The sequence below is a fragment of the Cellulomonas algicola genome, assembly GCF_019024305.1.
GTDB classification, from domain to species: Bacteria; Actinomycetota; Actinomycetes; order Actinomycetales; family Cellulomonadaceae; genus Cellulomonas; species Cellulomonas algicola.
On sequence record NZ_JAHKSJ010000002.1, the window covers coordinates 573,202 to 591,118 of the forward strand.

Here is a 17,917-nt window from a genome sequence, read left to right on the forward strand (position 1 = left end):
GAGGAGACCGCGATGGGCGTGCTCACGGGGACGCATCGACCGGTGGCCGTGGAGCGCCCCCCGGACCACGCCGTGCCGCGCGAGCCGGCCGCCGGGCTGCAGCCGTGGCCGGTGGCGTCGACGCCGCCGACCGCGCGCGGGTGGTCCTCTCCACCGGCGCCACCGGTCTGGCGTGCGCACGTCGTCGGGGTCGTCGGCGCCCGGGGCGGCGCGGGGGCGTCGAGCCTCGCGGCGGCGCTCGCCCGGGCGGTGTCACGCACGACGGCGACCGCCCTCGTCGACCTCGACGGTGGCTGCGGAGGCCTCGACGTCCTGCTGGGTCTCGAGGGTGCGGACGGCGTGCGCTGGCCGGACCTCACGGACGCGCGTGGTGACGTCGACGGGCACGACCTGCTCGCGCTCCTGCCGCGGTGGGGAGCCTGCGCGGTCCTGAGCGCCGACCGCGCCCGGCCGGACCCGCCCGAGCCGGCCGTCGTCGCCGACGTGCTGCACGCGCTGTCGTGCACGGTCGGCGTGCTCGTCCTCGACCTCGACCGGTCCCGGGTCGTCGCCGGCGAGTCCGTCGCGGCGGTGTGCGACACGGTGCTGGTCGTCGCCCCGCGCGACCTGCGTGCGACCGCGGGTGCGCTCGCGCTCCGTCACGTCCTCGACGTGCCGGGCGCTGACGTCGGCCTCGTCGTCCGCGGCCCGGCGCCCGGCGGCCTGGGCGCCTCCGAGGTCGCCGAGGCCGTCGGGCTGCCCGTCCGCGCGGTGCTGCCCGTCGACCGCCGGCTCGCCGCCGGCACCGAGCACGGCGGTATCCCGACCACAGGGCCGTTCGCCCGCGCCGTCCGACGCCTCGCCGCAGGGCTCGCGCGGTGACGGCGGGCGGGCAGGCACCGCGCCGGGCGCTCGTCGACGCCGCGTTCCTCGACGAGGTGCGAGAGCTCCTCACGTCGGGCGCGGTCGTGGGAGGCGTCGAGGGTGCGGGTCCCGGATCCGGTGCGGGGACGGGCCCGCGCGCGGCGACCGACGACGAGGTCCGTGCGGCCGTCGACGCGACCGTCCGCCGGCGCGGCTCGCTCGTGGGGTCGAGCGGTCTCGCCGGGCTGGTCCGGACCGTCCGGGACGAGGTCTTCGGGGCCGGACCGCTCCAGCACCTGCTCGACGACCCCGACGTCACGGACGTGCTCGTCAACGGCCCCGAGGACGTCTGGGTCGAGCACGCGGGCCGGCTGCGCAGGACGGGCGTGCACCTCGGGGGCGTCGACGACGTGCGCGCGCTCGCGGTCCGGCTCGCTGCCGCCGGCGGGCAGCGCCTCGACGAGGCCAGCCCGACCGTCGACGCACGCCTGCCTGACGGCACGCGGCTGCACGCGGTCCTGCCACCGGTCGCGAGCGGGTGCACGCTGCTCAGCCTGCGGGTCGTGCGGGTGCGGGCGCTGTCCGTGGTCGAGCTCGTGGCGGGCGGGACGCTGGCACCCGCGCTCGTGCCCGTCGTCCGGGCGCTCGTGACGTCACGCGCGAACCTGCTCGTGTCCGGTGCCACCGGGTCGGGGAAGACGACCCTGCTCGCGGCGCTGCTCTCGCTCGTGCCACCCGACGAGCGGATCGTCGTCATCGAGGAGTCGGGAGAGCTCGCCCCGCGCCACCCGCACGTCGTCCAGCTGCTCGCCCGGCACGCGAACGTCGAGGGAGCGGGCCGCGTCGAGCTCGCCGACCTCGTGCGGCAGTCGCTGCGCATGCGACCCGACCGGGTCGTGCTCGGCGAGTGCCGCGGCGCCGAGGTCCGCGAGGTCCTCACGGCGCTCAACACCGGCCACGACGGCGGGTGCGCGACCGTCCACGCCAACGCGGCCGCCGACGTGCCCGCACGGCTCGAGGCCCTGGCCGCGCTCGCGGGGCTGTCGCGCGACGCCGTGGCCGCCCAGGCTGCCAGCGCGTTCGACGCCGTCCTGCACCTGCGCCGCACCCCCGACGGGACGCGCTACCTCGCCGAGGTGGCGGTCGTCCGCCGGTCGGCGACGGGGGAGCTCGAGGTCGTGGGTGCGCTGCGCGCTGACGCCGCAGGCGTCGTGACCGTCGAGCCCGCCTGGGCGCACCTGTCCGCCCGTCTCGGTCTGCCGGCCACCGGCCCCGTCGGCGCGGATCGCGGGGAGCCGTCGGCGACGGCCGCGCCCCACGGCGCCCGTCCTGCGGGTCCGGCGCGCGCGGGAGCGTCGATCACGGCCCCGACCGTCGACCGGGTCGTTCCCGTCCTCCGACCCGGGGGGAGCGGGCGCGGTGAGTGAGGTGCTGGTCGTGGTCGCGGCCGCCCTCGCCGGTCTGCTCGTCGTGTCGGGCGGGAGGCCGGTGTGCGCCGGTCGGGGCGGCGTGGCAGCGACACCGGCCGAGCCTCGGAGGGCGGCGAGCGTCGGCGCGCTCGAGCGACGCCCTCGTTCGCTCGGCGGGGTCGTCGCCGTGCGTCGGGCGCGTGACGCCCGCTCTCGCGACCGAGGTCGCGAGGTGGACCTCGTCGGGGTGCTGCATGACACCGCCGCCCGGCTGCGCAGCGGTGCGCCGCCCGGGACGGCGTGGTCCGACGTCCTCGGGCGGCCCGGGATCGGCGACGTGCCGACCGCCGAGGACGTGGTGGGCGGGGGAGCGGCGCGGCGTCGTGAGGACGTCGCGCGGGCACGCGCGGTCGTCGCCGCGGCGCAGCTCGCCGCCGACCTCGGGGCACCCCTCGCCGACGTGCTGGAGGGCGTCGCGGGTGCCGTCGCCGCGGACGAGGAGCACGACGCCGACGTCGCCACCGCGCTCGCGGGTCCACGCGCGACGGCACGCGTGCTGCTCGTCCTGCCGGTCGCCGGTGTCCTGCTGGGCACGTTGCTCGGCGCCGACCCGCTCGGCGTCCTGACGAGCGGCGGGGTCGGCACGGGGTGCGCCCTGCTCGGCGCCGGCCTGCTCGTCCTCGGCCGGTGGTGGACCGGTCGGCTGCTCGCGCGCACCGTCGCCGCGGGCCGGCTGGCCGCATGAGCGTCCTCGTGCTGCTCGCGGCGCTGACCGTCGCCGTGGCGTTCCGGAGCGGAGCGAGGCCGCGACTGCGAGGGCTCGCACGAGGTGCCCGTGACGCGCGTGTCGCACGGTCGGTACCCGGCGGCGGACACGTCGGTCCGGGACGAGCGTCGCGCGCGTCGGTACAGCCGGCCGTCGACGAGCACAGTGGGCCGGCGCGCTCCGTCCGAGGTCGAGGTCGAAGCGGCGTGCGAGGTCAGGGCCCGGCCCCGGGGCCGCACGTCGCCGTCGAGGTCCCTGGCGGCCTGCTGGTCCGGACCGTGGCGGCGGCCGGCCACCAGGGAAGGCAGGTCGAGGTCGACGTGGCCCTCGTGCTCGCCCTCGTCGAGGCCGCGCTCACGACAGGCTCCGCGATCCCGACCGCGCTCGCGGCGGTCGGTCGCGCGATCGGCGGGGTCACGGGCACGGCGCTCGAGCGCGCCGGTTCGGCGCTGGTCCTCGGCGCCTCGTGGTCGACCGCCTGGGCCGGTGCGCCCGCGTCCGTCCGGCCCGTGCGCGACGCGCTCGCGAGCGCGTGGGTCGCCGGCGCACCGCCCGTCCCCGGACTCCGCGCGCGTGCCGAGCGGCTACGACGTGAGCGACGCCGAGGCGTCAGGACCGCTGCCGCGCGGCTCGCCGTGCACCTCGTCCTCCCGCTGGGCGCGTGCTTCCTGCCGGCGTTCGTGCTGGTCGGCCTCGTGCCGATCGTGCTGTCGCTGACCGACGGGCTCGCCCACGTGCCCTGACACCCCACCGTCGTGCGCTGCCGACAGGGCCTGTGCGCCGAGGGATGGACCACCCACAGGTCGAGGCCCTCACAGCCCGACGGCACCTGGGCGAGCCCGCTCGTACCACCTCCCAGCTCGCCGCCGCGCCACTCGACGCGGTCACCCAGCCGGTGCCGCTGCCCGGCCGCGACCGGCTCGTCCCCGTCCCAGTGCGCGCCGACCGGGAGCACAGGGGCGACGAGCGTCGCGGGCTCGCCCACGCGCACGACGACGCACCCGTCCACGCGGTCGAGCACGCCCGCGAGCTGAGCGTCGTCGCCGCCGTCACCATCGGGCTCGTCGAGCGCGACGTCCGTCGCCGACGCCGTCGGGAGCGCCGACGGGTCGCCGCACGCGGTCGCCACGGCGATCACGACGCCGATCGTCAGGAGCAGGCGGCTTCGTGCCATGCGGTGCCCCCTCCTCGCCCGTTGATCGGCCGTCGACGACCGGAAGCATCGCAGGACCGACGGCCCACGTCTGTCCCTCGTCGGACGTCGTCCGACGAGCCGTCCACAGCTCCGGGCGGGCGTCGTGTCGTCCACGGTCCCGGTGGCTCCGGCACCGGGAGGCCGCAGGGCGAAGCACGGTGGGACGGCCGCAGGGTGCGGCGAGACGGGTCCTCGGCCCGTCGACGAGAGGAGGAACCGTGCGACGGACGACGGATGGCAGAGTCACGACGGAGACGGCGCGCTCGGGGGACGACGAGGTGGCCCGTCCGGTCGCGACGGGCGCGGGAGCGTTGCCGGGCCGGTCACGCGCGGTGTCGGCCCGGGCACGACGGGGCGTGCGCGCCTGCGGGCAGCTCGGGGCGACCGTGGCGCGACGGGCTCGTCGTCTGGGCGCCGACGCGGGCATGGCGACCGCGGAGTACGCGATCGTCACGCTGGCGGCCGTGGGTTTCGCCGGGCTCCTCGTGGTGATCCTCAAGAGCGGCGAGGTGAAGGGCCTGCTCACGGGCATCGTGCGGCAGGCGCTCTCGCTGTGACCGTCGACGCCGCACGGCCCGACGTGATGACGCGCGAGCGCCCTCGCCTTCGGCCCGCCGTGATCGCCCGGTTCGTCGGTGCCGGAGCGCAGCAGCGAGCCGCGACGAGCGGGGGCGCGACGAGCCGGGCCACGTCGCGGACGGTCGCGTACCGGCAGGCACCGCCCGCCACAGTGCGGGACGCGGGCAGCGTCACGGTGGAGCTCGCGGTCGGGCTGCCCGTCGTCGTGGCGCTCCTCGTGGTCGTGCTGGCCGTCGTCGGGGCCGGGCTGACGCGCGCCCAGTGCCTCGACGGTGCCCGCGCGGGCGCTCGTGCCCTCGCGCTCGGCGAGTCCTCGTCGGACGCCGCCGCGACCGCTCGCCGGGTCGCGGGGGACGGGTCGCGCGTCCGGACGACGCGCGACGGCGAGTGGGTCACCGTCGTCGTCGAGGCGTCGGTGCCCGTCGGTGGGCTGCGGCTCGGCCCCCTGGAGGCCCGGGGGTCGGCGACGGCGCGGGTCGAGCCGTGACGACGCCTGCCGGCGATGGGCGTGATCGGCGTCCGGCCGGCGCCGACGACGGCTCCGTCACCGTCGTCCTGGTCGCGGTCGTCGCGGTCGCGCTCGTGCTCGCAGCGTTCCTCGGCGTCGTGACCTCGGCGCACACGGCCCGGCTCCAGGCGCAGACCGCTGCCGACCTGTCCGCGCTGGCGGCCGCGACCGCGATGCGACGTGGGGGAGACGCCTGCGCGACGGCGGGGCTGGTCGCCGCGCGCAACGGGGCGAGCGTCATCGCGTGCGCGGACGAGGGCGACGGCGTGGTCCGCGTCGGCGCGCAGCGCCGCACGGGCGTCGGTCCTGCCTCCGCGGAGGCGCGTGCCGGCCCGCGGCCGGCGAGCGGCGGGTGAGGGCCTCGGTCGGGCTGACGGTGTCGGGCGCCTCGGTGCCGCGTCGGGTCGACGGCGCCGCACGGTGTCCGACGAGCCCGCTGCTCGGGCGTGGCGGGACGGCGCGGGTGGGCCTGTCGGTCGGCGGTGCGGCGAGGTGTCAGTCGGACTGCGGCGCGTGCGCGAGCACGACGTCGAGCAACCGGACGGCCGCCGCCTTGTCGAGCGGGTTGTTCGCGTTGCCGCACTTGGGGGACTGCACGCAGGCCGGGCACCCGCCCGGGCACGGGCAGGCCGCGATCGCGTCGCGGGTGGCCCGCAGCCACGTCGGCGCCACGCGGAAACCGTGCTCGGCGAACCCCGCACCGCCCGGGTAGGCGTCGTGGACGAACACCGTCGCGTGGCCCGTGTCGGCGTGCAGCGCGGTCGACAGGCCGCCGAGGTCCCAGCGGTCGCACGTCGCGAGCAGCGGCAGGAGGCCGATCGACGCGTGCTCGGCCGCGTGCAGCGCGCCCGGCGCGTCCTCCTCGCCGACGCCGGCGGCCTCGAGCACGTCCGCCGGGGCCGTCCACCAGGCGGCGGCGGTGCGCAGCGTGCGCGGCGGGAGGTCGAGGTCCGTGGCCCCGAGCACCTGGAGGTCAGGGATGCGTTTGCGTTGGTAGCCGAGGACCTGCGTCGTCACGTCGACCGCGCCGAAGCCCCAGGTGACAGGCCCCCACGAGATCTCCTCGTCGACGGAGACGATCTCGGTCGACGTGACCCAGCGCGCCCACGTCCCGTAGTCGACGTCGCGCCGGGTCACGAGCGCCACGCCGTCGTCGAGGTGCAGCTCGTCGACGACGAACGTCGCTCCCTGGTGCACGTAGACGGCGCCGTCGTGGACCGTCGCGTCTGCGGAGGCGGCGTCGACCGTGCCGAGCAGCCGGCCCGTGACCGACTCGACCACGCGGACCGGGTCGCCGCCCGAGCCGCGCAGGTCCGTGAGGCGGGTCGCCGGCTCGGCGTGCGTCCAGTACCAGCCCGACGAGCGGCGGCGCAACGCACCGCGCTCGACGAGCTCGGCGAGCAGGACGGGTGCCTGCGGGCCGAACACGTCGAGCTCGTCGGCGCGCAGCGGGATCTCGGCGGCCGCCGCGCACAGGTGCGGTGCGAGGACGTACGGATTGCCGGTGTCGAACACCGTGGCCTCGACGGGCGTGTCGAAGATCGCCTCGGGGTGGTGCACGAGGAACGTGTCGAGCGGGTCCTCGCGGGCGACCAGCGCGACCAGCCCGTCCGCACCCGCGCGGCCGGCACGGCCCGCCTGCTGCCACAGCGACACGCGCGTCCCGGGCCAGCCCGCGACGAGCACGGCGTCGAGGCCCGAGATGTCGATGCCGAGCTCGAGGGCGTTCGTCGTCGCGAGCGCGCGCAGGTCGCCCGTCCGGATCGAGCGTTCGAGCGCGCGCCGCTCCTCCGGCAGGTAGCCGCCGCGGTATGCGGACACGGCACGCACGAGGTCCGGGTCGACGTCGCGCAGGTGATCCCGCGTCGCGGACGCGACCGACTCCGCGGCACGGCGCGACCGGGTGAAGGCGAGGGTCCGCGCACCGACGACGACCAGGTCGGTCAGCAGGTCCGCGACCTCGGCGGTCGCGGTGCGGCGCGGACCGTCGTGCGGCTCGGTCACCACCCGCTCGCCCGTCCCCGACGGTCCCGACGCCGTCGGGTCGACGACCGCGTCTGCCGTGTGCGCGCGCGCCTCGACGTGCGACGTCCCCGGCGAGGCAGCGGCGAGGTCACCGAGCTCGGACGCAGCGCCGTCCGACCACGCCGACGTGGGCGCGTCGAAGTCCGTCGGCCCGTCAGTCGTCGGGTCGGCGACCGTCCACGGGTCGTCGGGCGCGGGTGGGCCGGGCGCGTCGGGCCGCACCGCGCCCCCGGGCGCCGCGACGGGCGTCGACCACGGGTCCTCGTCCGGGAGCAGGTCGCTCCACGGGGCGTCACCACCGGGGAGCAGCGGTGGCTGCCAGAGGACGAACGTCTTGCGGCCCGCGGGCGACGCGTCCTCGGTCACGGCGGTGACGTCGTCGGCGGGGACGCCGACGAGACGCGCGGCGCTGACCGCGGGGTCGGCCGTCGTGGCCGACGCGAGCAGGAACACGGGCGACGCACCGTAGGACCGGGCGACGCGTTGCAGCCGCCGCAGCACGAGCCCGACGTGCGCGCCGAAGACACCGCGGAACGCGTGGCACTCGTCGACGACGACGTACCGGAGCGCACCGAGCAGCCGCGCCCACCGACGGTGCTGCGGAAGCAGCGCGAAGTGCAGGAAGTCGGGGTTGGTGAGGACGAGGTCGGCGTGCTCCTGGACCCAGCGCCGCTCGTCGAGCGACGTGTCGCCGTCGGCCGTCGCGACGCGGACGTCCCGCAGGGCGGCGGCGCGCAGCAGGTCGTCGAGCGCCGCGAGCTGTCCCGCCGCGAGGGCTTTCGTGGGGCACAGGTAGAGGGTCGTCGCACGGCGGGAGACCGTCTCGATCCGGCCGGGGTCGAGCGTGCGTGCGGCCGCGGAGCCGCGTGCCGCCGTCAGGGCCGGCAGCCAGAAGGCGAGCGACTTGCCCGACCCCGTCGACGTCGACAGCACGGTGTGCCGGCCGGACCACGCCGCGTCGGCGGCGACCGCCTGGTGCGCCCAGGGCTGCTCGACGCCGAGCTGCCGGTAGCCGCGCACGACGTCCGCGTCGGCCCAGGTCGGCCACGGCGCCCGGACCCCCTCGCGTGCCGGGAGGTGGCGGACGTGCGTCAGCCGGTCGGCTCTCCGTCCTCCGGCGAGCAGCGCGTCGAGCAGCTCACCGGTCCGGACCACCGACCCATCCTCGCACCCGCCGACGCGCCGCCCGGCCCGCAGCGGTGCGGTGCGACGACGGGGGAGGATCGGGGCATGGGTGCGCGCATCGACCTCAACTGCGACCTGGGGGAGGGGCTCGACGACTGGGTCCCCGGTGTCGACGGGCCGGAGTCGCGCCTGCTCGACGTCGTGACGAGCGCCAACGTCGCGTGCGGGTTCCACGCCGGCGACGACCGGGTCATGGCGGCCGTGTGCCGGGCCGCGGCGGAGCGGGGGGTCGCCGTCGGGGCGCAGGTGTCGTACCGGGACCGGGCGGGCTTCGGGCGGCGGTTCCTCGACGTCCCGCCCGTCGTCCTGCGTGCCGACGTCGTCGAGCAGGTGCGCGCGCTGCGGCGGGCGGCGGCCGCGGCCGGCACGCGCGTGTCGTACGTCAAGCCGCACGGTGCGCTCTACAACGCGGTCGTGCACCACGCCGAGCAGGCGACGGCGGTCGTCGACGCGGTCGTCGAGGCGAGCGACGGCGACCCGCTGCCGCTCGTCGGGCTGCCCGGCGCGATCGTGCTGGACGTCGCCCGGGACCGCGGTCTGCGACCCGTGCGCGAGGCGTTCGCGGACCGCGGGTACCGCGCCGACGGGACGCTCGTGCCGCGGACCGAGCCGGGGGCGCTCGTCGTCGACCCCGACGAGGTCGTGGCGCGCGTGCTCGCGATGGCGAGGGACGGGCGGATCACCAGCGTCGACGGCACCCTCGTCCCGGCGGACGCGGAGTCGGTGTGCGTGCACTCCGACACGCCGGGCGCGGTCGTCCTCGCCGCCGCGGTGCGACACGCGCTGGACCAGGCAGGGGTCGCCGTCGGCCCGTTCGTCTGACCGGGCGGCCCTTCGTGCGCCGGTCGACCCGGTCGTCCGACCCGGCGGCCTGTCCGCCTGCCCTCGGTGGCCGCGGCGGGGCAGGATCGGCGCATGACCTCCGCGTTGCACGTCGTGCCGTTCGGCGACGACGCGCTGCTCGTCGAGGTCGCGGACCTCGCCGCGGTGCGGCGGCTGGACGACGCCCTGCGGCGCGCGCGTGAGGGAACCGACGCGTCGGTGTGGGGCGCGGTCGTGGACCAGGTGCCGGCGGCGACGACGGTGCTCCTGCGGACGACGCCGGGGGTGGACGTGGCGGCGCTCGCGGCGGCGGTCCGACGGGTCTGGCGGACCGCGCGCACCGCCGACCACACCGGCGACGCGGAGCCGGCGGACGCACATGGGCGGCGGGGTCTCGGCCAGGTCGTCGAGCTGCCCGTGCGCTACGACGGCGAGGACCTCACCGAGGTCGCGGCGCTCACCAGGCTGACGGTCGCGGAGGTCGTCCAGCGGCACGCCGGGGCGACGTACACGGTCGCGTTCGGCGGGTTCATGCCGGGGTTCGCGTACCTGGTCGGCCTGGACCCGGCGCTCCGGGTCCCGCGACGCGCGACACCGCGCGAGCGGGTCCCGGCCGGGGCGGTGGCGATCGCGGACGAGTTCGCCGCGGTGTACCCGGCGGCGACGCCGGGCGGCTGGCGGCTGCTCGGCCGGTGCGACGTGCCGCTGTTCGACGTGGCGCGGACTCCGCCGGCGCTGCTGACGCCCGGCTCGCGGGTGCGCTTCGTCCCGAAGCAGGAGCCAGGGCCGGAGCCGGAGCCGTGGCCCGAGCCAAGGCCGGAGCCGGATCCACGGTCGGAGCCAGGGCGGGAGCCGGAGCCTGAGGCGGCTGCGCCCCACGGACCTGCGGCTGCGCCCGCGTGAACGCGCCAGGTGGCGACGCGGCCCGCGGACGTCGGGAGGCCTCGCCGGGCCGCGAGGTCGTCGCCTCCGGGGCCCTCGAGGTGGTCGAGCCCGGGGTCCTCACGCTGATCCAGGACCTCGGCCGGCCCGGGTGGGCGCACGTCGGCGTCGGGCGGTCGGGTGCGGCGGACGCGTCGGCGCTGCGGCTGGCGAACCGCCTGGTCGCGAACGACGAGGGTGCGGCGGGTCTGGAGCTGCTCATGGGCGGTCTGCGGCTGCGGGCGCGCGGGCCGCTGACGGTCGCGTGCGCGGGTGCGCCCGCGCCGGTACGGGTGGGCGGTGTGCCGGTCGGGATGCACGCCCCGGTCGAGGTGCCGGACGGTGCGGAGATCCGCGTCGGCGCGCCGAGCCGCGGTCTGCGCACGTACCTCGCGGTGCGAGGCGGTGTCGACGTGCCGCCGGTCCTGGGCTCGCGCGCCACGGACCGGCTGGGCGGGATCGGCCCGGCACCTCTCGCGACGGGGGACGTCATCCCGGTCGCAGCCCCGCCCGCGGCCTGGCCTCCCGTCGACGTCGCCCCGGTCCGCCCCTGGCCGGAGGGGCCGTGGCGGCTCCCGGTGATGACCGGTCCGCACGCCGACTGGTTCGACGGCGGGCTCGACGCGTTGTGCGGGGCGGACGGGTTCCGGGTGACGCCGTCGTCGGATCGCGTGGCGCTCCGCCTGGACGGTCCGCGGGTCGTGCGCGTCCGGGCGCGGGCGGCTGCGGAGCTGCCGTCGGCGGGTCTGGTCCCGGGGGCGGTGCAGGTGCCGCCGGACGGCCTGCCGGTGGTGTTCGGCGTCGACCACCCGGTGACGGGCGGGTACCCGGTGGTGGCGGTCGTGCGGGCGTCGGCGCTCGGGGTCCTGGCGCAGGTGCGGCCGGGCGAGCCGGTCCGGTTCGTCCGCGGCTGAGCGCTTCGTCGCGACACGCCCCGACCGGCCGTCCCGCACGACACGCCGCACCCCGCGCACCCCCGTGCCGCGACACGCCGCGCATCCGGACGAGTTTTCGCCGCAGGGCCGTGCGTGCGCCCGCGGAGGCGGGACCTTCGTCCCCCGGAGGCCACGTCGTCGGGCATAGAACTGCCACATCTAGTCCTCCGGGGACGCCTCGACCACAACATGTGGGATCGCTGAGGCGGGAGGGCGCCAGGGACGAAGGGGACACCGCACATGACCGAGCAGGTCGTCGTCGAGGTCGGCTCGTCGATCGACGAGTACCTCGACCGCCGCGACTGGCGCGTCAACGCCAACGCCAACCAGGGCTACTCGCTGGGTGGGCTCATCCTCAACACGGCCGGGAAGGTCGTCGCGAACTACTGGCTGAGCCACGTCTACCCGGCCGAGGTGGGCCGGGCGCACCGCGAGGGCGACCTGCACATCCACGACCTCGACATGCTGTCGGGCTACTGCGCGGGGTGGTCGCTGCGGACCCTCCTGCAGGAGGGCCTCAACGGCGTTCCGGGCAAGGTCGACGCACGCCCGCCGAAGCACTTCGGGTCGGCGATCGGGCAGATCGTGAACTTCCTCGGCACGATGCAGAACGAGTGGGCGGGCGCGCAGGCGTTCTCGTCGTTCGACACCTACATGGCGCCGTACGTCCGGCTCGACGGCCTCACGTACGAGCAGGTCCGCCAGGGGATCCAGGAGCTCGTCTACAACCTCAACGTGCCGTCGCGCTGGGGCACGCAGACGCCGTTCACCAACCTCACGTTCGACTGGACGTGCCCGGAGGACCTGCGCGAGCAGGTGCCGTTCGTCGCGGGCGAGCCGTGCGACTTCACGTACGGCGACCTCCAGGCGGAGATGGACCTGATCAACCAGGCGTACATCGAGGTCATGACGGAGGGCGACGCGAGCGGGCGCGTCTTCACGTTCCCGATCCCGACGTACAACATCACGCACGACTTCGACTGGGACAGCCCGAACGCGGACCGGCTGTTCGCGATGACGGCGAAGTACGGCCTGCCGTACTTCCAGAACTTCCTCAACTCGGAGATGAACCCGGGCGACGTGCGGTCGATGTGCTGCCGCCTGCAGCTCGACCTGCGCGAGCTGCTCAAGCGCGGCAACGGCCTGTTCGGGTCCGCGGAGCAGACGGGCTCGCTCGGCGTCGTGACGATCAACTGCGCGCGGCTCGGCTTCCTCAACCCGGGCGACGAGCACGGTCTGTTCGACGCGCTGTCCGACCTGCTCGACCTGGCGCGCACGTCGCTCGAGCTCAAGCGCACGGTCATCCAGCAGTACATCGACGAGGGCCTGTTCCCGTACACCAAGCGGTACCTCGGCACGCTCGAGAACCACTTCTCGACGATCGGCGTGAACGGCCTCAACGAGATGGTCCGCAACTTCACGGGCGACGCGTACGACCTCACCGACCCGCGCGGGCACGCGCTCGTCGTCCGGGTGCTCGACTTCGTCCGCGCGCGGATGGTCCGGTACCAGGAGGAGACCGGCCATCTCTACAACCTGGAGGCGACGCCCGCGGAGGGCACGACGTACCGGTTCGCGAAGGAGGACCGCCGTCGGTACCACGGCATCCTGCAGGCCGGCACCGACGACCACCCGTACTACACGAACTCCTCGCAGCTCCCCGTGGGCTTCACGGACGACCCGTTCGAGGCGCTGTCCCGTCAGGACGACCTGCAGACGAAGTACACGGGCGGCACCGTCCTGCACCTGTACATGAGCGAGCGCCTGTCGACGCCCGAGGCCGCGCGCGAGCTCGTGCGGCGGTCCCTGTCGACGTTCCGCCTGCCGTACCTCACGGTCACGCCGACGTTCTCCGTCTGCACCCGGCACGGCTACCTCTCGGGCGAGCACCCGACGTGCCCGCGCTGCGCCGACGAGGGCTACGGCGAGGTCGTGTGCGAGGTGTGGACGCGCGTCATGGGCTACCACCGGCCGGTGAGCTCGTTCAACATCGGCAAGAAGGGCGAGCACATGGAGCGCACGCCGTTCCAGGAGCGCGCCCTCGCCGCGGCCGGTGCGGAGCAGCAGGCCTGATGACGGACCGCACGACGACGGCGGCGGCGGACGGGCTCGCGATCGCGGGCCTGACGCCGCTGTCGTCGTGCGACTGGCCCGGCAGGCTGGTCGCGACCGCGTTCCTGCAGGGCTGCCCGTGGCGCTGCACGTACTGCCACAACGCGGCGATCCTCGACCCGCGCACGCCCGGCGTCGTGCCGTGGTCCGACGTGCGGGACCTGCTCGCGCGACGGCGCGGGCTGCTCGACGGCGTCGTCTTCTCGGGCGGCGAGCCCACCCGGCAGGCCGGCCTGGTCGACGCGGCGCGCGAGGTGCGCGACGCCGGCTTCCTGGTCGGCCTGCACACCGGCGGCGCCTACCCCCGGCGGCTCGAGGCGCTGCTGCCGCACGTCGACTGGGTCGGGTTCGACGTCAAGGCGCCCGCGCGCCTGTACCGCGCGATCACGCGGGCCGGGGGCCCGACGACCAGCGCCGACGCGACGTTCAGGTCCCTCGCGCTCGTGCTGGCGTCCGGCGTCGACGTGCAGGTCCGCACGACCGTCGACCCGACCGTCCTGGCACCCGCCGACGTCGACGAGGTCACGGCGACGCTCGCCGGCCTCGGCGTGCGCGACCACGTGCGGCAGGAGGTCCGCCCCGACGGCACGACCGACGAGTACCGGCAGGCACTCGCGTCGGTGCGACGCGTGCCGTCGGCCGTCTGATCGCGGGCATCCCCTGACGGAGCGCGCAGGTGGGCACGACTCGGGACACGTAGCCCTCGGTGCAGCACGCCGATACCGCCGCCCGGGTGAAAACACGCCGCTCGATGCGCTCGTCGCGGGCCCGTCGGGAATGTTTGAATTTCCGACGAGGGACGGGGGAGCACAGGGTGCGCGTGACCAGCAGGGACGTGGGGACGCGGACTGTCGTGGAGGTCGACGGTGAGGTCGACGTGTCCACGGCGGACGCGTTGCGCGAGTGCGTCCACGACCTGCTCGACCGTGAGCGCACCGACCTCGTCGTCGACCTCGGCCACGTGACCTTCATGGACTCGACGGGCCTCGGCGTGCTCGTCGGGTCGCTCAAGAAGGTGCGCCTGCTGGGCGGGCGGCTCCAGCTCGTCATCTCGACCGAGCGGGTCCGCCAGCTGTTCCGCATCACCGCGCTGCTGCCCGTCTTCACGGTGCACGACACGCTCGACGACGCGCTCACGGACGACGGCTCCGTCGCCTGAGCCCGTCCCGCGGTCCCGGCCCACGGCACCGGCCGGCCGCACGGTCCCTCCACCACGCGACCGGCCGGAGGATCAGCGGGGGGCCAGCACGTAGAAGACGGTCTCCACCCCGTCGACCTGCGACGCCTTGATCTCCACCGTCCACTCGGCGAGCGTCGTCCCGTAGAACGACGCGCCAGGCCCTCGGCCTGCGTCGGGTGCCGACCCGTCGAGGAGAGCTCCCGCGCGCGACACCCGGTCGTCGGCCGGCGTCGCGATCTCGACGAACCAGCCGCCGTCGTCGAGGCGTCGGACGTCGAGCAGCTGGCCCGGGACCAGCGGCACGTCGTCGGGGAAGTCGGCGGGCAGGCCCGAGACGGCCGTCTGGTCGACGACGCGCACGGTCCACGACCGGGAGACGGAACCGACGGGGGCGTCGAGCGGGCCGTCGTCGGGTGCGACGTACACCTCGTAGTCGCCCGCGGGCAGCGCGTCACCGCCGGGGCGGCCCGGCTCGTCGCAGGTGACGAGAGGGACCACCAGCGGGTCCCAGCCGGTCGGCGAGTACGGGATGCCGCCCACGACGGTCTGCTCGATCGACGTCCCGACGACCGTCCCCTCGTGCGCGAGGACGACCCGGACGAACGGTGGGGTCTCGACGTCAGGGCGGGGGACGAGGGGGTACGCCTCCAGGTCGCGCACGCCGCCGAAGGACGGCCACAGCCACACCGACGGACCGATGACGCTGGTCAGGGCCCCCTCGTGCGCATCGGGGGGCTGGACGGCGACGTTGGCGTCGTCGGTCGTCGCGGTCAGCGTGAGCGCGTCCTCGACCGGGAGGCCGCGCAGCGCGCCGGTGTCGGAGCCGCAGGTTCCCGCCGGTGCGCCCGCGACGGCGGGCGGCAGGACGCTCGCGTCGCGCCCACTGACCTGCACGGCGCCCACGGCGACGGCGCCGGCGGCGCCCACCCCGACCGCGCCGCGCGTGGCGGTGCGCGCGACGCGCCGTCGCCGCGCGCGGGACCGGACGCGCGTCATGTCGAAGGCCGTCGGGACTCCCGCGGGCTCGCCGTCGATCGTCGCGTGCAGTGTGCGGGACAGGTCGGTGCTCATCGTGCCTCCCGGGTGTTCACGAGCTCGATGTCGGTGGTGCGGTCCGCGTCGAGCGGGCCGAGGACCCCTTCGAGGGCGTCCATCGCGTCGGACAGGTAGCGCTTGACGGTGCCGTCGGCGAGCCCGAGCGTGCGGGCGATCTCCGCGACGGTCAGGTCGTCGTAGAACCGCAGGACGACGCACGCCCGCAGTCGTGGGGACAGGGTCGCGAGCGCGGCCTCGACGCTGGCCCGCTCGACGGCGGACGCCTCGGGCGACTCGACCTGCTCGTCGCGCGCGACGAGGTGCCGGACGCTCCGCCACCGCGTCGTGCGGCGGTGCCCGTCCAGGAACTCGGTCAGGATCGCGCGGCGCACGTACGCCTCGGCAGCCACGGTGTCGCGCAGCGGGCGCGTCCGGCCGAAGCAGCGGACGAGCGCCTCCTGGACGACGTCCTCCGCCTGCCGCCGGTCGCCCGTGAGGTACGTCGCGTACCGCACGAGCGCGTGCCCGCGCACCTGCACGAGGTCGTCGAGCACCTGTTCCCACGCCGCCATGCGTGCCTCCTGTCCGGTCGTCGCGCTCAGGACGCTCGGGGCGCCGAGAACGTTGGGTCGGCCGCCGTCAGGCGCGCGTCAGCGGGGGCGCACCTCGTAGAAGAGCGACGTCTCGTCGCCCTCGTCGCCCGGGTGGATCTCGACGAACCAGCCGGGGACGTCGACGGTGACGCCGAGCGGGTCGCGCCCCTCCTCCTTCGCACCGTCGAGCGCCGTCAGGAGGTCGGCCGCCACGAACAGTCGGTCGTCGCCCGCGACGTCCAGCTCGACCGTCCAGCCGGCCGCGGCGTCACCGGCGACCGCGAGGACGGTGCCCGGGGGCATCGGCACGGCGTCCACGGGGAAGTCGCCGGGCAGGCCGGATGCCGCGCTCGCGTGCGGGGGGATCGTCAGGGTCCACGGCCCAGAGGCGGACGTGAGCGGCCCGCCACCGCGCGCGACGACGACCTCGTACGTCCCTGCCGGCAACGGGTCGCCGCCGACGCCGTCGACCGTGCACGTGACGAGGCCGAGCCGCACCTGCTCGGACAGCAGGCCGCTCGTCGCCCGGTTCCACACGGCGACGGCGTCGGACGTGCCCTCCTCGGGCAGGACGGCCGTCGCGACGACGCGCTCGCCGTGGGTGACGAGCACCCGCACCTGCGCCACGGCCGGGGTCGCCGGCGGTACCTCACCGTCGGCGACCCTCGCGTCGATCGACGCCTGGAGGGCGGCGACGGTCTCGGCGCGCTCGTCGAGCTCGTCCTGGCTGACGTCCTTGCCCGCCGCGCGCGCCGCGAGGCGGTCCGTGTAGCCCTGCTCGACGAGCGCGAGCGTGTCCTGCAGGGACGACAGCTCCGTCGCGGGCTCGCCCGCACCGTCCTGGGGCCGCGAGCTCACGGCCTGCACCCAGACCTCGCGCCCGACGTAGGTGCCGAGGTCGCCGGGTCCGGGCACCGCGCCCGGCCCGCTCGCTGTCGCGGGGAACCCGGGTGCCGACCACGACGACCGCGCCAGGCCCAGGGTCGGGTCCGGGGTGCGCCCCAGGCCCGCGACGCTCGACCCGCACTCGCCGGGAGCCGCGTCGGGGTCGGACGGCAGCACGGTGCGGGCGTCACGCGCCCCCGCGAGGTGGACGGCCCCGAGCGCCATGGCACCCGCGGCTCCGACGCCGACCGCTCCCCGCGCACCGAGGTGCACCGCGCGGCGGCGTCGCGCCTGCGCCCGCACCCGTGGGACGTCGACCGGGGCCGGGCCGTCGGGCCGCCCTCGGTCGACCACGTCGTGCAGCACTGCCGCCAGGTCGATGCTCATCGTGCCTCCTCCACCGTGACGCTCTCGTGCCGGTCGGTACCGGTCGACACCGGCCCCAGCACGTCCTCGAGCTGCCCGACCGCGTCGGACAGGTAACGCTTGACCGTGCCCTCGGCGAGACCGAGGCGCCGTGCGACCTCCGGGACCGTCAGGTCGTCGTAGAACCGCAGGACGACGCACGCGCGCAGCCGCGGGCGCAGCATGCCGAGCGCCGCCTCGACGCTCACCCGCTCGACCACGGCGGGCTCCGGGCCGTCCACGGTCTCGCGCCGGATGACGAGGTGCCGCACGGCCGCCCACCGGGTGCGTCGCCGCTGCCCGTCGAGGAAGGCCGTGAGGATCGCCCGCCGGACGTACGCCTCGGCCGCGACGGCGTCGCGGAGCGGACGAGCCTGGCCGAAGCACCGCACGAGGGCGTCGTGCAGCAGGTCCTCCGCGGTGTCCCGGTCACCCGTGAGGAGCGCCGCGTACCGGGCCAGCGCGTGCCCGCGGACCTGCACGAGGTCGTCGAGCACCTGGTCCCACGCCGCCATCGGC

At 76.2% G+C, this 17,917-nt stretch carries 18 protein-coding genes; 13 read left to right on the forward strand and 5 right to left on the reverse strand.

Annotation, left to right across the window (positions count from 1 at the left end):
* The first annotated feature begins 12 nt into the window (after positions 1-12).
* The 7 genes from ssd to KOV94_RS02695 all read left to right on the forward strand — a co-directional run bounded on the left by ssd (position 13) and on the right by KOV94_RS02695 (position 5,656).
* Positions 13-861 carry a septum site-determining protein Ssd gene (gene ssd / locus KOV94_RS02665; RefSeq protein WP_218051142.1) on the forward strand — a complete coding sequence of 283 codons (849 nt, stop codon included), beginning with the start codon at positions 13-15 and terminating at the stop codon, positions 859-861.
* A complete protein-coding gene (locus KOV94_RS02670) occupies positions 858-2,270 on the forward strand; it encodes a TadA family conjugal transfer-associated ATPase (protein WP_308160324.1) in 1,413 nt (470 codons plus the stop codon). Before ssd ends, KOV94_RS02670 begins: the two co-directional genes overlap by 4 nt.
* A gap of 214 nt (positions 2,271-2,484) precedes the next feature.
* Positions 2,485-2,997 (forward strand): type II secretion system F family protein, encoded by a 513-nt coding sequence (locus tag KOV94_RS02675; RefSeq protein ID WP_308160327.1) that lies wholly within the window; start codon positions 2,485-2,487, stop codon positions 2,995-2,997.
* A 227-nt stretch (positions 2,998-3,224) separates the two neighbouring features.
* Positions 3,225-3,761, forward strand: coding sequence for a type II secretion system F family protein (locus tag KOV94_RS02680; RefSeq protein ID WP_218051143.1), 537 nt, complete (start codon positions 3,225-3,227; stop codon positions 3,759-3,761).
* Positions 3,762-4,638: 877 nt separating this feature from the next.
* Positions 4,639-4,770 (forward strand): DUF4244 domain-containing protein, encoded by a 132-nt coding sequence (locus tag KOV94_RS20530; protein ID WP_372449426.1) that lies wholly within the window; start codon positions 4,639-4,641, stop codon positions 4,768-4,770.
* A 59-nt stretch (positions 4,771-4,829) separates the two neighbouring features.
* Positions 4,830-5,279, forward strand: coding sequence for a TadE family type IV pilus minor pilin (locus KOV94_RS02690; protein WP_225915914.1), 450 nt, complete (start codon positions 4,830-4,832; stop codon positions 5,277-5,279).
* A complete protein-coding gene (locus KOV94_RS02695) occupies positions 5,276-5,656 on the forward strand; it encodes an Rv3654c family TadE-like protein (RefSeq protein ID WP_124341385.1) in 381 nt (126 codons plus the stop codon). Before KOV94_RS02690 ends, KOV94_RS02695 begins: the two co-directional genes overlap by 4 nt.
* Before the next feature lie 139 nt (positions 5,657-5,795).
* Here the strand turns inward: KOV94_RS02695 and KOV94_RS02700 are convergent, their stop codons facing one another.
* Complete coding sequence (locus tag KOV94_RS02700) at positions 5,796-8,480, reverse strand: DEAD/DEAH box helicase (RefSeq protein WP_124341386.1); 2,685 nt, start codon at positions 8,478-8,480, stop codon at positions 5,796-5,798.
* A 75-nt stretch (positions 8,481-8,555) separates the two neighbouring features.
* Here KOV94_RS02700 and KOV94_RS02705 point away from each other — a divergent pair, with 75 nt between their 5' ends.
* From KOV94_RS02705 to KOV94_RS02730, 6 genes are all read left to right on the forward strand, one after another.
* Positions 8,556-9,332, forward strand: a complete 777-nt coding sequence (locus tag KOV94_RS02705) for a LamB/YcsF family protein (RefSeq protein WP_218051145.1) — start codon at positions 8,556-8,558, stop codon at positions 9,330-9,332.
* Between the two features lie 93 nt (positions 9,333-9,425).
* Complete coding sequence (locus KOV94_RS02710; protein WP_218051146.1) at positions 9,426-10,235, forward strand: 5-oxoprolinase subunit B family protein; 810 nt, start codon at positions 9,426-9,428, stop codon at positions 10,233-10,235.
* Entirely contained in the window at positions 10,232-11,167 is a 936-nt protein-coding gene (locus tag KOV94_RS02715) for a 5-oxoprolinase subunit C family protein (RefSeq protein ID WP_124341389.1), read from the forward strand. Before KOV94_RS02710 ends, KOV94_RS02715 begins: the two co-directional genes overlap by 4 nt.
* 261 nt (positions 11,168-11,428) lie before the next feature.
* Positions 11,429-13,261: a ribonucleoside triphosphate reductase gene (locus KOV94_RS02720; protein WP_218051147.1), complete on the forward strand. Its 1,833-nt coding sequence runs from the start codon at positions 11,429-11,431 to the stop codon at positions 13,259-13,261.
* On the forward strand, positions 13,261-13,947 hold the full coding sequence (locus tag KOV94_RS02725; RefSeq protein WP_218051148.1) for an anaerobic ribonucleoside-triphosphate reductase activating protein: 687 nt from the start codon (positions 13,261-13,263) through the stop codon (positions 13,945-13,947). Before KOV94_RS02720 ends, KOV94_RS02725 begins: the two co-directional genes overlap by 1 nt.
* A gap of 173 nt (positions 13,948-14,120) precedes the next feature.
* Positions 14,121-14,459 carry an STAS domain-containing protein gene (locus KOV94_RS02730; RefSeq protein ID WP_443090073.1) on the forward strand — a complete coding sequence of 113 codons (339 nt, stop codon included), beginning with the start codon at positions 14,121-14,123 and terminating at the stop codon, positions 14,457-14,459.
* 72 nt (positions 14,460-14,531) lie between these two features.
* Here KOV94_RS02730 and KOV94_RS02735 read toward each other — a convergent pair whose 3' ends face one another.
* From KOV94_RS02735 to KOV94_RS02750, 4 genes are all read right to left on the reverse strand, one after another.
* Positions 14,532-15,551 carry a hypothetical protein gene (locus tag KOV94_RS02735; protein WP_218051149.1) on the reverse strand — a complete coding sequence of 340 codons (1,020 nt, stop codon included), beginning with the start codon at positions 15,549-15,551 and terminating at the stop codon, positions 14,532-14,534.
* Positions 15,548-16,087, reverse strand: a complete 540-nt coding sequence (locus KOV94_RS02740) for an RNA polymerase sigma factor (protein ID WP_124344337.1) — start codon at positions 16,085-16,087, stop codon at positions 15,548-15,550. The genes KOV94_RS02735 and KOV94_RS02740 overlap by 4 nt, the downstream gene beginning before the upstream one ends.
* 78 nt (positions 16,088-16,165) lie before the next feature.
* Positions 16,166-17,380 carry a hypothetical protein gene (locus KOV94_RS02745; protein ID WP_218051150.1) on the reverse strand — a complete coding sequence of 405 codons (1,215 nt, stop codon included), beginning with the start codon at positions 17,378-17,380 and terminating at the stop codon, positions 16,166-16,168.
* The gene (locus KOV94_RS02750; RefSeq protein WP_124344339.1) at positions 17,377-17,913 is read right to left on the reverse strand and encodes a sigma-70 family RNA polymerase sigma factor; all 537 of its coding nucleotides are present in this window, start codon (positions 17,911-17,913) and stop codon (positions 17,377-17,379) included. Before KOV94_RS02750 ends, KOV94_RS02745 begins: the two co-directional genes overlap by 4 nt.
* Positions 17,914-17,917: the final 4 nt, after the last annotated feature.